The organism is Methylovulum psychrotolerans, from assembly GCF_002923755.1.
GTDB classification, from domain to species: Bacteria; Pseudomonadota; Gammaproteobacteria; order Methylococcales; family Methylomonadaceae; genus Methylovulum; species Methylovulum psychrotolerans.
On record NZ_PGFZ01000003.1, the window covers coordinates 127,163 to 144,594 of the forward strand.

Sequence of the window (17,432 nt, forward strand, 5' to 3'; positions counted from 1 at the left end):
TGGACACCATCTTAAATTATTGTCTGTTTTTATGGGTCCACTATAATATTCATTAGATTACGCGGCGATTGCGGCGGTATTGGACGGCGCGGAGCCAGCAGGTCGCCTGATAGGCAACTCCCATTCGTCCTGCTGTTTAGCTTTGGCTAAGCACCACCTTATTACGCCCCGTGTCTTTAGCCTGATACAGGGCGACATCGGCGGCTTTTAACAGTGCGTGGCTGCTATGGCCATCCTCAGGACAGGCCGCGACCCCAAACGACGCGGTGACTTTCGCCAAGGCTTTGCCCTTGTAAGTAAACTCGTGTTTTTCTATCGCCGAGCGGACGCTTTCGGCGCGGATGGCGGCGGTTTCTTTGTTCGCACCGAGCAAAATCATCACCAACTCTTCGCCGCCGTAGCGGCAGGCGATGTCGTGTTCCCTGAGTTTGGAACGCATAATTTCGGCGATTTCGGTCAGGACAAAATCCCCCGCATCATGCCCGTAGGTGTCATTGTAGGTTTTAAAATGGTCGATATCGATCATAATCAAGCCTAAAGCCATTGTGTTACGTTGGCAATTGGCCAGTTCGTGGGCCAAGGTTTCATCCAGATAACGGCGGTTAAACAATTGCGTCATTGGGTCGTGCAATGAGCGGTTGCGTAAGGCTTCGCGCAATTTAAGGCTGACCAACGCCATTGCCAAGTTGTCGGCGGCCAGGGAAATCAAACGGGTGCGTGATTCCACCGATGTCCATGCCCCGCGCTTATCGTCGTGCTTATCGCCCAAGGTTACGCACAAAAAGCCGATCATTTCGCCTTGTGCGATGGCGGGGGAGCAGACATAGCCTTGGTTGATGTTGGGCAGGACATGGTGGCACAGGATGGCGTTGTCGGGATCTTCGACAATATGCAGCCGCCCTTGGCGCAGCGCCCAGCAGTCATCGGAGGCAATCGCCAGCGAGGAGAAAAACTGCGCCTCGCCCCAAGTGGCCACCGCCTCCACCAGGCTGTGGTCGTCATTGAACAGGTACAGTGCCCCTGACTGGTCGGTAAAAATCCGCTTGGCATAATAATGGACAATGGCATGGGTTTCTTTTAAGGAACGGCATACCTGCAAATACGAATTCAATTCGTTAATCAGCGCCATTTCGCGGTTATGCTGGGTCAGCTCCAGTTGCGAAAGGTGCAGGCGGTTTTCGTAGTTTTTGCGGTCGGTGATGTCGGTGGACGAGCCGATGAAACCGGAGAATTTGCCTTCCTTGTTAATATAAGGCTCGCCGGTATCGAGGATATAACGGTATTGGCTGTCAAACCGCCGCAAGCGGTATTCCATTTCGAAAGGCTGGTGGGACTGGAACGCATCCCGAAAAACATGCAGGCAGTCGTCACGGTCGTCAGAATGTAATGCGTTTAGCCACGTTTCGCCGCTTAATTGCCCTTCCGTTGTCGCTCCGACAAATTTTTTCCATTTGGAATTGGTAAAGACGACCTTGCCTTCAGAATTGGTCAGCCAAAGCATGACCGGGGCATCTTCGGCAACTATTTTGAAATCCGTGTCTTCTTCAAAAAAAGGCTTATCCGCAATGGTGGGGAGGGCTTCGGTAACAATTTCTTTAGTCTTAGCCATTTTAGGAACCTATCGGGTGGGCAGCGGCTTAATAGAGTGCGGTTAGCATACTACCGTTAGCCGATAATTCAACTGCCATTTATAAATTCTGTAACATATTGGCAAATAAGAAGTGTTTATACGCTTTTATGCCTATCCGCTTGTGGGAATAAGGTGGGGGTGGGGTTAAAAAAAGTTGGCACTGGGTTGTCTGTATAGATGGTTTTTATTTAGGAACGCGGGCATCTTGTCCATACCTGCGGGCAAGATGCCCACGCTCCTAAGTATCCGTCTTCAAGCGTTAATCAATTTCAGACCCGGCGGTAAGGCTTCGCCAAAAATTTGTTTCTCGTCTTTTTCATCCAGCTCTTTGACTTGCTCGACCAGTTCCACCCAAGAGGCCGGGGCTTTGCTGAATTTTAGTTTATCGCTGATCTGTACGCGCAGGCTGTCGTCGATGTCGCGGCTACGGTCGCCGCTCATGCGGGCGATCAAGGTGGCGGCAAAGCCGATATGCGGGGATTTTTTCCAATCTTGGCCGAGCATCTGTTGCAGCCAGGCCGCTACTACTTCGGCGGGGATGACGTTATGGCTGCTGCCGTGGAACGGGACGCGTGCGCCGATACGCCCGACCGCCCACCAGGTTTGGTCGGGTTCGCCGGATTTTTGCAGACGTTGCAGCAACCAGTCGCCCAATTGGCTTTTTTGCGCGGCGGGTAAGCGTTCCAGCACCGCTGCCAAGCGGACGATTTCGTCGTAGCTGCGGGTTTTAAGTTGTTTGGCGATGCCCGGTTGCCGTGCCGAAGCCGGGTTGATGTATTTGCTGATGTCGTTGAACAATTGCTCTTGGGCGGCGGCGTTCAGGCCTCCGGCAATGCGCCGCCACAGCGTCCACCATTCTGTCCAATTTTGGATCTCGTTGACGAATTGGATGCCGTGCGGGTAATGTTTCCATAATTGCTCAACCCGCCAATCGTCTAAGGGATAACCAAAGCCGGGGCGCAGGCAAAAACCTATCAGGCTTAGCCAGATGCGCTCATGGTTATCGGAGCGGCGGTGGTATTTGCTGCCGTCCAATAATTGCCCGAACAGCGTCCGTAACAGCGGGGTTTCCCAGTCTTGGCGCGGGGTGCCGACAATTTTTTCTAAGTCGGCGCGGAGGCTTTTCACCGCTTTAGGGTCGACTTGTTTGGATTTTGCGCCGTAGATGGTTTGGATTTTTTCTTCCAAGCGCAACAGCTTGTCGGCGGGCAAAGCCACATCGGCGTTGCCGACGGTACGGTTTTTCTTGCGGATCTGAAATTCCACATCCCAGCGTTGTTTAGGGTCGGCGACCGCGACGCATTGGATTTTTAAGGTCCCCACTTCGGTTTGGGTCACCGCTAATTGCACCACCACTTCGCTGGCGACTTCGCCGCCGTCGCTGTGCAAGGCAACCGCTAAAGGCGGCAGGGAATGGAAATCATCGGTAATCGCCGCGACATCGCCGGGCTTCACGTCATTGTCGCCCGTAGTTGATGCTAAGTGGAAACGCACCGGAACTCCCAGACGCAAGGCGAATTGGCGACCAGTCAACAGCACTTCGTCGCCTTCTTCACTGCCTTTGGGCAGGATGCACACACCTTGCTGGTGGTCGGTGCTATCGGTATCGACTAAGAGGAAATAACTACGCGCCGCGCCGCCGCCGATTTTCAGCTTTTTGTCGCGGCGGGCGACGGCGTAGCTGACCGCGCCAAAGGCTACGGCCAGTTCGGGATGCAGGTTTTCCAAGAGCAGCGGCGGTTGCTCCCGCCAAGCTGCCATTAAGGCCAACAGGCGTTGGGTAATCGGTTGGCTACGGAACACCCCGCCATTCAGCAATAGCGCGTCCGGTACGCCCACGCCGCCGCCCAAGGCTTCTTGTGCCGCCAAGGTATGTTGCTTTAAAAAGGCCGCGATGTGTTTGCTGACTGCCGGTTCGGCGGCGTAAGGCAGGCCAAACTCGACCACGCCGCTGCGCTTGCGCTCTGGCAGTTCGTGTAAGCCGGATAAGGGGAAGAAGCCGTCTAAGGCGATATGCCGGACTTCTTCGCGGCTTAACACTGCCGAGCGCGAACTGCCGATCAGTTTCGAGCCGCCACCTAATAAGGTGACATTGACCTGTTCGGGCGCGTCTTCGGCCAGCAGGCGTTCTTTGGCAATCCGGCATTGCTCGATCAATTGCGAAAAATCCGCCGCCGACAGGCGTTTGTCCGCCGCGCCCAAACGGCTTTCCGCCAAATGCGCCAAGGCTAAGTCGATATTATCGCCGCCCAGCATTAGATGGTCGCCGACCCCGATGCGGGTCAGTTTCGGCTCGTGCAGGCCTTGCTCGACCTTAATCAGCGTCAAGTCGGTGGTGCCGCCGCCGACATCGCAAATCAGTAATAGATGCACTTGGGCTAAGGCTTGCTGGAGATTACCCGCATTGCGGCGCAGCCAGTCGTAACAAACGGCTTGCGGCTCTTCCAGCAGGCGCACTTGGCTAAGTCCGGCCTGTTTGGCCGCCTCCAGGGTCAAAGACCGCGCCGCCTCGTCAAAGGACGCGGGAACGGTAATGACAATGTCTTGCTGCTCTAAGGGCGCGTCGGGGAATTTATGTCGCCAGACCGTGCGGATATGCTGCAAATAACTGGCGCTGGCATCAATCGGCGAGACTTTGGCAATGTCTTCACTGCTGCCCCAGGGCAAAATCTCCGCACTATGGTCTACAGACGGGTGCGACAGCCAACTTTTGGCACTGGTGACAAAGCGGCCTTTGGTTTTCGCGCCCAAAACCCGCGCCGCCTCGCCGATGACTGCCGTGGCCCCGGCAGGGGAGAAGCTTACATCCGCCGCCGACAATTCGCCTTCCGCCGGATGGTAGCGCACCGAAGGCAATAAGGGCCGCGCCGCCACTTGACCGGGGGCGACCAGTTGCTCGACAGAAAAAATGTGAATGTCGGCGGATTTGTCGATAGGGGCATAAGCGACCACAGTGTGGGTCGTCCCTAAGTCGATGCCGACCAGATAACGGGGGGCTGGAGTTTGCACGATAATTTGTTTTTTTATAGTTCTTTTGGAAAATCAGGGATGCTGGCAGGGTTATCACACAGCTACCAATATATTGCAAGTGAGTATTATAGCAAACCTGCGGCGGGGTGTAGGTGGGGATGGCTCTAAGCGCCACGCGGAATTTTTTCCTGCCGGAACTGGGCAATCGGTTAAAATCGTGTTAAAGGTTTTGCCGTATAGAGGTAAGCCAGCAAAATGCCCCCCGTCAGCCAACTTAGAGAGCAAATAGCCATGCGCCTGTCCTTAAATACGCAAATTTTTCTGGGGGTGCTGCTCGGCGTGCTGCTGGGCTTGCTGTTTGCCCAACTCGGCACAGAAGCCACCTTAAGCCGCCACGGCCTGTATGTGGGTGGGCTGGTCAGTACCGTGTTTATTGATTTGCTAAAAATGGTTTTAGTACCGCTGGTGTTTACCTCGATTGCTGTCGGGGTCGCCAATTTGCGTTTGCACCAGCAAATGCACCGTGTCTGGGTTGCTACCTTGGGCTTTTTCGTGGTGTCGATGGCGGCGGCGATGGTGCTGGGCTTGACCGCCTGTAACCTGTTTGAGCCGGGTAAAGGCTTAAATCTGGCGATGTTCCAGACTGCCATGCACGGCTTTGATGCCAAGCAAATGACTTTGGCGGACTTTTTCAGCAAGTTTTTGCATGGTTTGTTCGTCAATCCCTTTGCCGCATTGGCGCAAGGCAATGTGTTGGCCATTGTCATGTTCGCGCTGTTTTTGGGGGTCGCCCTGGTGCTGGGCGGCGAGCGTTACCGCACGGTTTTGGCCTTGTTGCAAGAGGGTCTGGAAATTACCCTACGGATGGTCGGTTGGATTATGCACTTGGCCCCGTTCGGCATCATGGCTTTATTGGCGCAACTGGTCGCCAGCCAAAACACGGCGTTATTAGCCAGTCTGGCGAAATTTGTCGCCGTAATTGTGGGTACTACCCTCTTACATTCGGTGCTGGTTTTGCCGCTGATGCTGTACGCAGTGACCCGCATCAAGCCGCTGGCATTCTTTCGCGGGGCGCGTGAGGCCTTGATTACCGCCTTCGCCACCAGCTCCAGCTCCGCCACCCTGCCTGTCACCTTACGCTGTGCCGAACAGCATTTGCACGTCAAGCCGGACATTGCAGGCTTTGTCATCCCGCTAGGCGCCACCATTAATATGGACGGCACCGCGCTCTACGAAGCCGCCGCCGCGCTGTTCATCGCCAATCTGGCCGGGGTAGAGCTGAATGCCGTCCAACAACTGATTGTTTTTTGCACCGCCATGATTGCTGCCATCGGTGCGCCCGGCATCCCCAGCGCGGGCATGGTGACAATGGTCATGGTGCTGCAATCGGTCGGTCTCCCCGCCGAAGCCATCGCCATTTTGTTGCCCATAGACCGTATATTGGACACCGTGCGGACGATGGTCAATGTGCAGGGGGATATGATCGGCAGTTTGATTGTGCAGAAATTGGTTGCGGGTGACGCTGCTCGCGGCACAAGAAGCCGTACGGCGAATTAAAGCACTTTATCGCAAAATACCGAGGCAGTAACAATCTGAGCTTGGCCGATAGCCAGCAGAGATAAGATGCCCGCCCGCTTGTCACCCGTGACCAAATAATGGGCTTGTGATTTGTCTGCCAATGCCAAAAGAAATGCGTCGTTAGGGTCGGCGGCTTCATATCCTGACGGCAAGCGGTCAATGACGGTTGCACTCTGCATATTGTTGAGCATTAGCCCGACACGGTGCGGTTGCAGTATGGTTTTGAATTTTGGGTAACGGCTGGCTCGACGGATTTCCTCTAATTGCTCATTACAGGTAACTAATTCAAAAACGCCTTGCCGCCACGCCTGATAAATACGGTGCGGGGGCGTATTAGGGGAGATCAGCGCACTAAACAGGATATTACTGTCCAAAATGACCCGCATTTATTGCTTTGCCCATGCCAACGCTTCATCAATGGCGTTATCAATCTCGGCTTGGGAATAGGTGGCGTTGTCTGCCTTTGCTGCCGTAGCCGCTAAATCCAAGATACGGCTGCGTACCGCTTCTTCAACGAAACGCGATAAGTCGCCCTTATGCCCACCGCCTTGGCTGGCAAGAAATTGCCGGAGTGCCTGATCGGTATCACGCGAAACCACAAGGCTCCAACGGGCATTTGTTTCTGGATTGGCCATAAAAATAACTCGCACGAATAAATTGTCTGTCTATATGTTTATGTGTTTATATAGCAAATGTCAAGTAAAGCCTTAAGCCCTTTATTTTCAATAAACGCCGCCTACCAACTCGCCAAGCAAACATCTACACCAAGGCGCGAAAATACAAGACAAGCTATCCTGTCGTTTTTCTTGGGGCGGGGAAGTTAACAAGGGTTCGCCCACAACGGTAGTGGCAACCCGTATAGGGAGGCGCGGTAGCAAGACAGGTGTTTTGCCCCACAGCAACCGACATCGCCATTAAATTAAGGAACCGTATTTTATAATCATTTATGTTATGACTGCCTCCAAGCCATGAAAACCGAAACCCGTTCCGAACATTTTGAACCGCCTTCCATCCTCGGCACGATACTGCGGCGGCTGCATATTGACATCCCTTTATTTCTCGGCCTAATCCTCGCGGCCTCGCTTAGCTTTATCATTTTGTACAGTGCAGGCGGGCAGGATATGGGGGTGCTGTATCGGCAAGCGGCGCGGATGGGGTTGGCGTTTGTGCTGATGACGGCGCTGGCGCATGTTAACCCCTACCAGTTCAAACGCTATTCGGCTCTATTATTCGGTATGGGCGTGTTTTTGCTGATAGCCGTGCTTATCATGGGGCAAATCGGTAAAGGGGCGCAGCGCTGGTTGGATTTGGGTTTTTTCCGCTTTCAGCCTTCGGAGATGATTAAGCTGACCACGCCGATGATGGTGGCCTGGTATTTGTCCGAACACGCTTTGCCGCCGAAAATCAAGCAACTGGCAATTGCTACGGGGCTGATTTTATTGCCGACCTTGCTGATCGCTAAGCAACCGGATTTGGGTACGGCGTTGCTGGTCGCCAGTTCGGGGGCAGGGGTATTGTTTTTTGCCGGGCTATCGTGGCGGTTTATTATCGGCATTGCCGCTATTGTCGGTGCCTTGCTGCCGATTATTTGGCATTTTATGCACGGCTACCAGCGCGATAGGGTGCTGACGTTCTTAAACCCGGAAGCCGACCCGTTGGGGCGCGGCTATCATATTATCCAATCTAAAATCGCCATTGGTTCGGGCGGTATTTACGGCAAGGGCTGGTTGGGCAGTACCCAATCGGAGTTGGATTTTTTGCCGGAAAGCTCCACTGATTTTATTTTTGCCGTTTTCGCCGAGGAGTTTGGCCTGTTCGGCTGCGTCAGCCTGTTGGTACTGTATGTGCTGATTATTGCGCGTTGCCTGTATATCGCCTCGCAAGCCCATGACACTTACTGCCGTTTATTGGCCAGCAGTCTGGCGTTCACGTTTTTTGTCTATGTTTTTGTCAATATCGGCATGGTCATCGGCATTTTGCCGGTGGTCGGCGTGCCGTTGCCGCTGATCAGTTATGGCGGCACGTCGATAGTCACCTTATTGGCCGGTTTCGGTATCTTAATGTCCATCCACACCCACAAAAAACGCCTATCACGCTGATGACTACTTATTTTTCCGTATTGCGCCGCAGTCTTCTACTGGTGTCGGCCACCGCTTGGCTGAGCGCCTGCACCCATACCACCAGACCTACAGTGCCGATGGCGGCTTTTGTCGATAATATGGTCGCCGTCCACCATTTTGATGCCGTTGAACTGAAGGCCTTAATGGCTTCGGCGGTGATTAATGACGATATTCTGGCAAAAATCGCCAAACCTGCCGAAGCCAAGCCGTGGTATCAGTACCGGAAGTTGTTCCTGACCGATAAGCGTGTTGCCGGGGGGGTAAAGTTTTGGGCTGACAACGCCGAAGCCCTCGCGGAAGCCGAACGCCGCTATGGCGTACCGGCACAGATTATCGTCGCCATTATCGGTGTGGAGACCAGTTATGGGCAAAATACCGGCCATTATCGGGTGCTGGATGCCTTGGCAACCTTGGGCTTTGCTTACCCCCGCCGGAGCAATTTTTTCTTAGGCGAGTTGGAGCAGTTTTTATTGCTGTGCCGCGAGGAACATATTGACCCCCGCCAACCGTTAGGCTCGTATGCTGGGGCGATGGGTATGCCGCAGTTTATGCCCAGCAGTTTTCGCCGCTATGCCGCTGATTTTAATAACAATGGTCGCCGCGACATTTGGCATGACCCCGCCGATGTGATTGCCAGTGTCGGGACTTATTTTAGCCGCTTCCACTGGCGTAGCGGACAGCCTATCGCCAGCCCTGTGCAGGCGGTCGGCGAGCAATATAAATCGATTCTTAATGATAACCTTAAGCCGGATTTAAGACTCGCTGGGTTAGAATCACTCAACTTGAAAATATCGCAGCCTTTGGTTTTGACCGAAAAAGTCAAAATTCTTGAACTAAATCAAGAGCAAGGTGTGGAATTATGGGCGGTTACCGACAATTTTTATTGTCTGACCCGTTATAACCATAGCGCCTTATATGCCATGGCTGTGTATCAACTCAGTGAATTTATCTTAAATCAAAGGGGACAGACCCATGAACAAACTCATAACAGCAATGCTCTATCTGGTGGTATGCAGTTTTTTTAGCAATCCGATTTCAACAGCGGCGGCGGCCAAGCACAGCGGTAGGCATCATCAGCACCACACCGCCAGACACCATCACCACTACCGTCACCATCATTCAGGCTCGCGTAACGGTGGCAATGAAGGCATCGCCTCTTGGTACGGCAACCAATTCCAAGGCCACGTTACCGCCAGTGGCGAACGCTACGACATGAACGAGCTGACCGCCGCCCATAATTCGCTACCGCTGTCCTCTTATGTCCAAGTCACCAATATGCACAATCAACGGACAGTCGTGGTACGCATTAATGACCGTGGCCCGTACACCGGCAACCGCGTGATGGATTTGTCTTATGCTGCCGCCAAAGAATTAGGCATCCATAAGTCAGGTACTGCGGCGATCAAAATCACGCCCTTAGCGATGAATTAAGCTTTTTTAAGTCTGCCTCCCCCCGTTACCGCCCCTGTTGTCCTTGCCGTACAGCAAGGCGCGTAACTTTGCTGCGTTTTAACCCGCCGTCATCCGCCAAAATTGCTACTGAAACCCAACAAATAGGCTGCGCCATGATACAATAAGGGCTGTTTTATTCCGTCCTATCCCCCGCAGAGCAGCAATGATGCCATTCAAAAAATTTACTTTGTTCTTATTTCTGGGTTTCCAATTCTCGCTCTTGCCCGCTAATGCCGCCGAGCCTGATATGGCTATCCCGCCGCCACCGACAATCGCCGCAACCGCCTATATTTTAAAGGATGCTAATACGGGTAAGATTTTGGCGGAAAACAATGCCGACGCAAAGCTCGCACCCGCCAGCTTGACTAAAATTATGACCGTGTATGTGGTCTTTAACGAAATCAAAAAAGGCACCTTACACCTTGACGATCTGGTCACGGTCAGCGCCAAAGCGCGGGCGGCTTCCGGTTCGCGGATGTTTATCGAGGTGAATGAGCGGGTTAAAATCGAAGACTTGCTCAAAGGGGTGATTATCCAATCGGGTAACGATGCCAGTGTCGCCTTGGCCGAGCATGTTGCAGGCAGTGAAGAGACCTTTGCGGAAATGATGAACCAACAGGCAGCACGCTTGGGCATGAACAATAGCCACTTTAAAAACAGTGACGGCTTGCCGATTGCCGACCATTACACTTCCGCCCGTGATTTAGCGATCCTGACTTCGGCGCTCATTAAAGAGTTTCCTGAATACTATCCGTGGTTTTCGCAAAAAGAATTCACTTACAACAATATTACCCAGCATAACCGCAACCAATTATTGTCGCGTGACGAATCGGTGGACGGTGTTAAAACTGGCTTCACCGACGAGGCAGGTTACTGTTTGGTCGCTTCCGCCCTGCGGGAGAATATGCGCCTGATCTCCATTGTGATGGGGACGAAAAGCAGTAAGGCCCGCGCCAATGAAAACCAAAGCCTGCTCAATTACGGTTTCCGCTTCTACGAATCGCACCGCCTCTATCAGGGCAAAACATCTTTAAGCGAAGCGCGGCTGTGGAAAGGTGCGGAGCAAACACTGCCCTTAGGCTTGCCGGAAGATTTGTACGTTACGATCCCGCGCCGCCATTACAACGATTTGAAAGCGGTCGTTACCGTCGATAAAAAGATCACCGCGCCGGTTACCGAGGGCGAAAAACACGGTACGGTCAATGTCACCTTAAAAGGCGAACCGCTCATCAGCAAAGACTTGGTGGCGTTAAAAACCATCGATTCCGGCAATATTTTTCGCCGTCTTTACGATGGGGCGCTGATGTCCTTCGAGAAATCTGACGATGGCAAGTAAGGCCGTCTATTTAAACGGTAGCTACCTGCCTTTACAGGAAGCCAAAGTCTCGGTATTAGACCGGGGTTTTCTGTTTGGCGATGGCGTGTATGAAGTGATCCCGGTGTATTATGGCAAGCCGTTCCGTCTTGACAGCCATTTGCAGCGCTTGGATAACAGCCTCGCGGCTATACGCCTGCCAAATCCGCACAGCCGCAGCGAATGGCGGGACATTTTCGCACCGCTGGTGGCGGCGGATAAAAACCAATACCTGTATCTGCAAATCACCCGTGGGGCAGCCGAGAAACGCGACCATGCTTTTCCTGAAAATACTGCGCCCACCGTCTTTGCGATGTGTGCCGACATTGTGCCGTTTGCGGGTACGCAGGACGGCATCGCCGCCGTCACTATGGACGACAGCCGTTGGCGGCTGTGCCATGCCAAGACCATCACCTTATTGGCCAATATATTGCACCGCCAAGCGGCGGTAGACCAGGGCGGCGGCGAAGCCATCCTGATTAAGGACGGAAACGTCACCGAAGGGGCCGCCAGTAATGTCTTTGCCGTACTTGACGGTGTGCTGGTCACCCCTGGGCCAAGCCCTGCGCTATTGTCCGGCATTACGCGTGAGGTGATTTTGGAGTTGGCCCAGAAAAATGCTATCCCTTGCCGTGAAAGCGCGATCAGTGCCGCAGAATTGAACTCTGCCAGCGAGATTTGGGTCACTAGCTCAATCCGTGAGCTTATTGCGGTGGTCGAATTAGACGGTGCGGTGGTGGGCGACGGAAAACCGGGGCCACTCTGGCAAACGCTAAATAGCCTTTTTCAAGCTTATAAACAATCCCTATCATGAGTGAAGACACCTTATTTGAATTTCCCTGCGCGTTCCCTATCAAGGCAATGGGCAAAAACGATGTGGAACTGGATGTGCTGATTATTGAAATCATCAGCCGCCACGCCCCCGACATCAGTCCCGCCGACCTGAAAGCACGGCCCAGTAAAGACGGCAATTTTTTGGCCATCACCGCCACCATCCAAGCCCACAGCAAACAGCAACTGGATGCCATTTACCAGGATCTGACTGACCATCCGCTGATTTTATTTGCTTTGTAGCCGATTAGCGCTAGCCTAAACCGCCCGTGGTGCACGGGCGGGATTTATGCTTTTGTCATTTGCGTACAACGGACTCTGGCCTTAAGCCTCGGTCAGTCTGCTTGCCGCCTCACGGTATTTCGCCGCGCAAAATTCCGCGACATCGGCGGGCAGGGCGGGGGCCGGGTAGGTTTTATCCCAATCTAAAGTTTCCAGATAATCGCGGACATATTGCTTGTCGAAACTGGGCGGGCTAATGCCGACCTGATACTGATCTGCTGGCCAAAACCGTGATGAATCGGGGGTCAGGGCTTCGTCGATCCAATACAATGTCCCTTGTTCATCGACACCAAATTCAAACTTCGTATCGGCAATGATTATGCCCCGTTCTTGGGCATAAGCGGCGGCAGTTTTATAGAGTTGCAAGCTGGCGGCGCGTACTTGCTCGGCCAAGTCTTCGCCGATGAGGGCGACGGTCGCGGCAAAATCGACATTTTCATCATGTTGGTCGACACCCGCTTTGGTTGACGGCGTGTAAATCGGCTCCGGCAGGATTTGCGCCTGTTGCAGGCCAGCGGGCAAGGTAATGCCGCATACGGCTCCGGTTTTTTGGTAATCTTTCCAGCCGGAACCGATCAGGTAGCCGCGCACAATCGCTTCTACGGGCAAAGGGCGCAGTTTTTTCACGACAATGGCGCGGCCTTCAATCTGTGCCCGTTCTTCTGCATCCGAAACCACTTGCGCTAAGGGAATGTCGGTCAGATGGTTAGGGATAATGTCGCGCATTTTGTTAAACCAAAAGTTCGACACCTGCGTTAAAACCCGGCCTTTACCAGGAATAGGGTCTGGCAAAATGACATCAAACGCCGACAGGCGGTCAGTGGTGACGATCAGCAAGGTATGCGCGTCAATATCGTACATATCCCGCACTTTGCCGCGGGCAAGCAGCGGCAAGGAAGTCAGGGCGGATTGGTGCAGGGCGTGTGGTGCGGTCATAAAGTCTCTTATCGTGTACAAAGGGTAGTTTAAAAGGGCAATAACATCAGAACGTCTTAAAGACACCGCTATCGTCGTCGGTATCCGACAACGCCATCCCGGCATTAAACGCCCCGTTCGTTTCCGCGCCCAGCTTAATCATCAGGCGGACTTCGTTTCTGGAATCGGCCGAATTCAAGGCATCTTCATAACTGATTTTGCCGTCGGCATATAAGTCATACAAGGCTTGGTCAAAGGTTTGCATTCCTTGCTCGCGTGAGTCTTTCATCAGCTCCTTCAGCTTATGGATTTCGCCCTTACGGATATAATCTTTCGCCAGTGGCGTGTTAATCAGCACTTCCACGGCGGGATAACGGCCTTTACCGTCAGAACGCTTAATCAACTGTTGCGCCACCACACCGCGCAAGTTCATCGACAAGTCCATCAGCACCTGGCCGTGCATTTCTTCGGGGAAAAAATGCAGGATACGGTCTAAAGCTTGGTTAGCATTGTTGGCGTGTAAGGTCGTCAAGCATAAATGGCCAGTTTCGGCAAAGGTGAGGGCATTCTGCATGGTTTCGCGCGTCCGCACCTCACCGATCAGAATCACATCCGGGGCTTGCCGTAGGGTATTTTTTAGCGCCACTTCATAAGATTCGGTATCGATGCCGATTTCCCGTTGGGTGACGATACAGCCTAAGTGCTGGTGCTGGAACTCTATCGGGTCTTCAATGGTGATGATATGGCCGCTGCTGTTTTGGTTGCGGTGTTTGATCAGTGCCGCTAAAGAGGTTGACTTACCTGTGCCGGTCGCACCGACAAACACCAGTAAGCCGCGCTTTTCCATAATCAGGTCTTTTAGGATAGGCGGCAAATACAGGCTGTCGGCATCGGGAATATCGTGCTCGATGCGCCGCAACACCATGCCCGCCGAAGTCCGCTGGGTAAAGGCACTGACCCGAAACCGTCCTAAGCCGGGCACACCGATGGCAAACTGGCACTCTAAGGTCTGCAAAAACTCATCTTTATGGCGTTGGTCCATAATGCTCAGGACAATAGCCATTGACTGTTCAGAGGTCAGCGTAGTTTTCGACACCTCAACTAATTTGCCGTCAATTTTCATGCTCGGCGCCCGCCCGGCGGTGATAAACAAATCCGAGGCTTTCTTTTGCACCATCAACGCCAGCAACGCGTTAAAATCCATAACTACAACCTCACAAGAACATGTCTTTATTAACCGCTTTGACCATCGCCGTCTTCGCCGCAACTTGCCCTTTGTCGACCAGTTCGCGTAAATTTTGGTCTAGCGTCTGCATACCGTCTTTGCGCCCGGTTTGAATCGCCGAATACATTTGGGCAACTTTCGCTTCGCGGATCAAGTTTCTGATGGCTGGCGTACCGACCATGATTTCGTGCGCCGCGATCCGCCCGCCGCCATTTTTCTTCATTAAAGTCTGGGAAATGACCGCTTGCAACGATTCCGACAACATGGCGCGGATCATATCTTTTTCAGCCGCCGGAAACACGTCGATAATCCGGTCGATGGTCTTTGCCGCCGAGGTGGTGTGCAGGGTACCGAACACTAAGTGGCCCGTTTCGGCGGCGGTCAACGCCAACCGGATGGTTTCCAAGTCGCGCATTTCACCGACCAGGATAATGTCGGGGTCTTCGCGTAAGGCTGAGCGTAAGGCCTCGTTAAAGCCATGCGTGTCGCGGTGGACTTCGCGTTGGTTAATCAGGCATTTTTGGCTTTCGTGGACAAACTCGATAGGGTCTTCAACGGTCAGGATATGTGCGTAATCATTGTTATTGATGTGGTTAATCATCGCCGCCAGTGTGGTCGATTTGCCCGAACCTGTAGGCCCTGTCACCAGAATGAGGCCGCGCGGGCGTTTACATAATTCCTCAAAAAACTTCGGTGCGTTTAAATCTTCAAGGCTCAAAACTTTGGAGGGAATGGTTCGGAACACCCCACCCGCCCCACGGTTTTGGTTGAAGGCGTTAACCCGGAACCGCGCAATGCCCGGCAACTCAAACGAAAAGTCGGTTTCTAAAAATTCTTCGTAATCGCGCCGCTGCTTGTCGTTCATGATGTCATAAATCAACGCATGGACTTCTTTATGGTCTAAAGCCGGAATATTGATGCGGCGAATATCGCCATCCACCCGAATCATCGGTGGCAAGCCCGCCGACAAATGTAAGTCCGATGCCTTGTTTTTAACCGAGAACGCCAATAATTCGCTAATATCCATAAGTTCCTCTTGCCAAGTGAAGTAAAAATAGTGTTACTTTATACCATATATAACTTGTATAGGAATGGGCGCACCATAATTTTGCCAAAGCCGCCCAGACCGTACGGTTTTCTTGTCCGGCAACCGACAGGAAAATGGACAAGCCCTTAAACCCCGGAGCCGTTTCCCGCCTAGCGGATAAGGCTACCTCAACCTCTATGATTCAGCAACCATGATAGCTCAGCACTTAGCAAACCTACACCGCCAAATCCGCCTAGCGGAAGACGCTTATGGCCGCCGCTCGAACACCGTGGCCTTATTGGCGGTCAGCAAAACCCAACCCGCCGCCGCTCTTGCCGCCGCTTATCAGGCCGGACAACGGCATTTTGGCGAAAATTATGTCCAAGAAGCCTTGGCTAAGCAACAGCAGTTAGGGGCTTTTGACATGACTTGGCATTTCATCGGCCCCATCCAAACCAATAAAACTAAATTGATTGCCCGCCACTTTGCTTGGGTACATAGCGTCGACAGCCTAAAAATCGCCCGGCGGCTCAGTGAGCAACGCCCAGCCACCCTGCCGCCGTTGAATATTTGCTTGCAAGTGAATATCAGCACCGAAGACAGCAAATCGGGCTTAAGCTTATCTGAACTCTCTGACGTATATCAGCAAATTGCCCAATTGCCTAATCTAAAGGTACGCGGGGTTATGGCCATCCCTGCGCCGGAAACGGATTTTGCCAAACAACGCTTGCCTTACCACACCTTAATGCAGGCGGTTATGGCGCTTAAGGCAGCGGATTTTGATACGTTTTCGTTTGGCATGAGCGGCGATGTAGAGGCGGCGATTGCCGAAGGGGCGACGGTGGTAAGGATAGGGACGGCATTATTTGGGGCTAGGGCTTATCCGTAGGGATATTGGCTAAAAGCCAGCCCTTTTATGGCAAGCGTGCGCCAAAGTCGGCTGGCTTTTGTGGGTTTTGCCGTGTAGCTGGGGCTTAATGGCTTTTAAACACGTCATCCAACGTGGTGGCCTCTAGGATATTGTCCGCCCATTGCCCCAGTTGCTCCGGTGAAGCCGTCTCAATACGGGCTTGCAGCTCATCCGGCAGCGTCCGAAAACGCCGGAGCAACTGCCTTTTGAGCAAACGGCTTTCGCCTTGTTGGATGCCTTGCTCGATGCCTTGCTCGATACCTTTCTCAATGCCTTGCTTGAGGCCTTGTTGGATACCGAGTTGAATGCCTTCTTCTTTCCAGCTGGTCGTCAGTTCCATCGCTTGCTCCTGTTCGGTAGGTAAAAATTCAGTATGGATTAAGTGATCAAAAATTTGCAGCTCTTCCTGTTGCAAGCGCAAATAAGTGTCGATAAAGCCCGAAATAAAGCGGCTGCGGGCGGGGTCGAGCTTGAGCGTGACCAGCAGCCGCAAACATTCGGCCTTAACGCGCGGCCTATCTTTGGATTCTATCGCCATTTTTGCCATCAGGGCACTGGCGACCGGGTTATGGCTACCCAGATAATCCCGCCAGTTCAAACGGTTCAGTTGTACCGTACTGAAACGGAACGCCAAGACCTCCTTATCAGGGAAACTGACCGTGTAACTGTCCGGTTCCGGTGTGTTCGGCGTGTCGTAGGATAACACGGCGATGGGATACACCGGCAAGCCGTGCTTTTCGTGCAGGCGGGCGAAGTATTTGAACATGCGCCGCGCAAACGCGGGCCGACGTTTCGCCTGAGCCTCAATATGCACCAAAAAACACGCGGGTTCGCCCTTAAAGCGCACGGTCGCCACCAAGTCCGCCTCATGGCGCTCGCCGCCCTGGATGTCGGTGAATATTTCCTTGTCCAAAAACGCCACACTGTCCGGTTCCAGCCAGCCGTGCAACTCCGGTTGGAACAGGGCGATAAAATCCGTAAAGAATATCGTCAGCAGTTCTTTAAACAGGCGGTCGTGGTCTATGGGCATGGGCGGCCAAGGTGGCTTAGAATGATAGGGTTATTATCTGCGCAATGGCGGCTAAAGTAAAACGCTGACACAGTTGCGCCAGACACTTAAAGAAGCCGCCTATTAGCC

The 17,432-nt window shown here is 53.0% G+C and carries 16 protein-coding genes; 8 read left to right on the forward strand and 8 right to left on the reverse strand.

Annotation, left to right across the window (positions count from 1 at the left end):
- Window positions 1-136 precede the first annotated feature (136 nt).
- Both AADEFJLK_RS08620 and AADEFJLK_RS08625 read right to left on the reverse strand, forming a co-directional pair.
- Window positions 137-1,609 carry a sensor domain-containing diguanylate cyclase gene (locus AADEFJLK_RS08620; RefSeq protein WP_103973971.1) on the reverse strand — a complete coding sequence of 491 codons (1,473 nt, stop codon included), beginning with the start codon at window positions 1,607-1,609 and terminating at the stop codon, window positions 137-139.
- A gap of 273 nt (window positions 1,610-1,882) precedes the next feature.
- Window positions 1,883-4,639, reverse strand: coding sequence for an Hsp70 family protein (locus AADEFJLK_RS08625; protein ID WP_103973972.1), 2,757 nt, complete (start codon window positions 4,637-4,639; stop codon window positions 1,883-1,885).
- A gap of 216 nt (window positions 4,640-4,855) precedes the next feature.
- Between AADEFJLK_RS08625 and AADEFJLK_RS08630 the strand changes: the two genes are divergently transcribed.
- A complete protein-coding gene (locus AADEFJLK_RS08630) occupies window positions 4,856-6,157 on the forward strand; it encodes a dicarboxylate/amino acid:cation symporter (protein WP_249028009.1) in 1,302 nt (433 codons plus the stop codon).
- Here the strand turns inward: AADEFJLK_RS08630 and AADEFJLK_RS08635 are convergent.
- Both AADEFJLK_RS08635 and AADEFJLK_RS08640 read right to left on the reverse strand, forming a co-directional pair.
- Window positions 6,154-6,564 (reverse strand): putative toxin-antitoxin system toxin component, PIN family, encoded by a 411-nt coding sequence (locus tag AADEFJLK_RS08635; RefSeq protein ID WP_088619605.1) that lies wholly within the window; start codon window positions 6,562-6,564, stop codon window positions 6,154-6,156. The two genes, AADEFJLK_RS08630 and AADEFJLK_RS08635, sit on opposite strands and share 4 nt — an antisense overlap.
- Window positions 6,565-6,813: a ribbon-helix-helix domain-containing protein gene (locus tag AADEFJLK_RS08640; RefSeq protein WP_088619604.1), complete on the reverse strand. Its 249-nt coding sequence runs from the start codon at window positions 6,811-6,813 to the stop codon at window positions 6,565-6,567.
- A gap of 333 nt (window positions 6,814-7,146) precedes the next feature.
- On the opposite strand from AADEFJLK_RS08640, the gene rodA reads away from it, so the two are divergent.
- From rodA to AADEFJLK_RS08670, 6 genes are all read left to right on the forward strand, one after another.
- A complete protein-coding gene (gene rodA, locus AADEFJLK_RS08645; RefSeq protein ID WP_088619603.1) occupies window positions 7,147-8,277 on the forward strand; it encodes a rod shape-determining protein RodA in 1,131 nt (376 codons plus the stop codon).
- Entirely contained in the window at window positions 8,277-9,323 is a 1,047-nt protein-coding gene (gene mltB / locus AADEFJLK_RS08650; protein ID WP_249028010.1) for a lytic murein transglycosylase B, read from the forward strand. Before rodA ends, mltB begins: the two co-directional genes overlap by 1 nt.
- Window positions 9,271-9,729: a septal ring lytic transglycosylase RlpA family protein gene (locus AADEFJLK_RS08655; protein WP_103973974.1), complete on the forward strand. Its 459-nt coding sequence runs from the start codon at window positions 9,271-9,273 to the stop codon at window positions 9,727-9,729. Before mltB ends, AADEFJLK_RS08655 begins: the two co-directional genes overlap by 53 nt.
- Before the next feature lie 184 nt (window positions 9,730-9,913).
- Window positions 9,914-11,086 carry a D-alanyl-D-alanine carboxypeptidase family protein gene (locus AADEFJLK_RS08660; protein ID WP_088619601.1) on the forward strand — a complete coding sequence of 391 codons (1,173 nt, stop codon included), beginning with the start codon at window positions 9,914-9,916 and terminating at the stop codon, window positions 11,084-11,086.
- Window positions 11,076-11,918: a D-amino acid aminotransferase gene (locus tag AADEFJLK_RS08665; RefSeq protein WP_088619600.1), complete on the forward strand. Its 843-nt coding sequence runs from the start codon at window positions 11,076-11,078 to the stop codon at window positions 11,916-11,918. The genes AADEFJLK_RS08660 and AADEFJLK_RS08665 overlap by 11 nt, the downstream gene beginning before the upstream one ends.
- Window positions 11,915-12,178 (forward strand): YbeD family protein, encoded by a 264-nt coding sequence (locus tag AADEFJLK_RS08670; protein ID WP_088619599.1) that lies wholly within the window; start codon window positions 11,915-11,917, stop codon window positions 12,176-12,178. Before AADEFJLK_RS08665 ends, AADEFJLK_RS08670 begins: the two co-directional genes overlap by 4 nt.
- 81 nt (window positions 12,179-12,259) lie before the next feature.
- On the opposite strand, the gene AADEFJLK_RS08675 is transcribed toward AADEFJLK_RS08670, so the two are convergent.
- From AADEFJLK_RS08675 to AADEFJLK_RS08685, 3 genes are read right to left on the reverse strand one after another with little or no spacing between them, the layout of a single operon-like run.
- On the reverse strand, window positions 12,260-13,153 hold the full coding sequence (locus tag AADEFJLK_RS08675) for a phosphoribosylaminoimidazolesuccinocarboxamide synthase (protein ID WP_088619598.1): 894 nt from the start codon (window positions 13,151-13,153) through the stop codon (window positions 12,260-12,262).
- 46 nt (window positions 13,154-13,199) lie between these two features.
- Window positions 13,200-14,336 (reverse strand): PilT/PilU family type 4a pilus ATPase, encoded by a 1,137-nt coding sequence (locus tag AADEFJLK_RS08680; protein ID WP_103973975.1) that lies wholly within the window; start codon window positions 14,334-14,336, stop codon window positions 13,200-13,202.
- A gap of 10 nt (window positions 14,337-14,346) precedes the next feature.
- A complete protein-coding gene (locus AADEFJLK_RS08685; RefSeq protein ID WP_088619596.1) occupies window positions 14,347-15,384 on the reverse strand; it encodes a type IV pilus twitching motility protein PilT in 1,038 nt (345 codons plus the stop codon).
- A gap of 211 nt (window positions 15,385-15,595) precedes the next feature.
- On the opposite strand from AADEFJLK_RS08685, the gene AADEFJLK_RS08690 reads away from it, so the two are divergent.
- Entirely contained in the window at window positions 15,596-16,273 is a 678-nt protein-coding gene (locus AADEFJLK_RS08690) for a YggS family pyridoxal phosphate-dependent enzyme (RefSeq protein ID WP_103973976.1), read from the forward strand.
- An 85-nt stretch (window positions 16,274-16,358) separates the two neighbouring features.
- Here AADEFJLK_RS08690 and AADEFJLK_RS08695 read toward each other — a convergent pair whose 3' ends face one another.
- The gene (locus AADEFJLK_RS08695) at window positions 16,359-17,324 is read right to left on the reverse strand and encodes a DUF4351 domain-containing protein (RefSeq protein ID WP_103973977.1); all 966 of its coding nucleotides are present in this window, start codon (window positions 17,322-17,324) and stop codon (window positions 16,359-16,361) included.
- Between the last annotated feature and the right edge of the window lie 108 nt (window positions 17,325-17,432).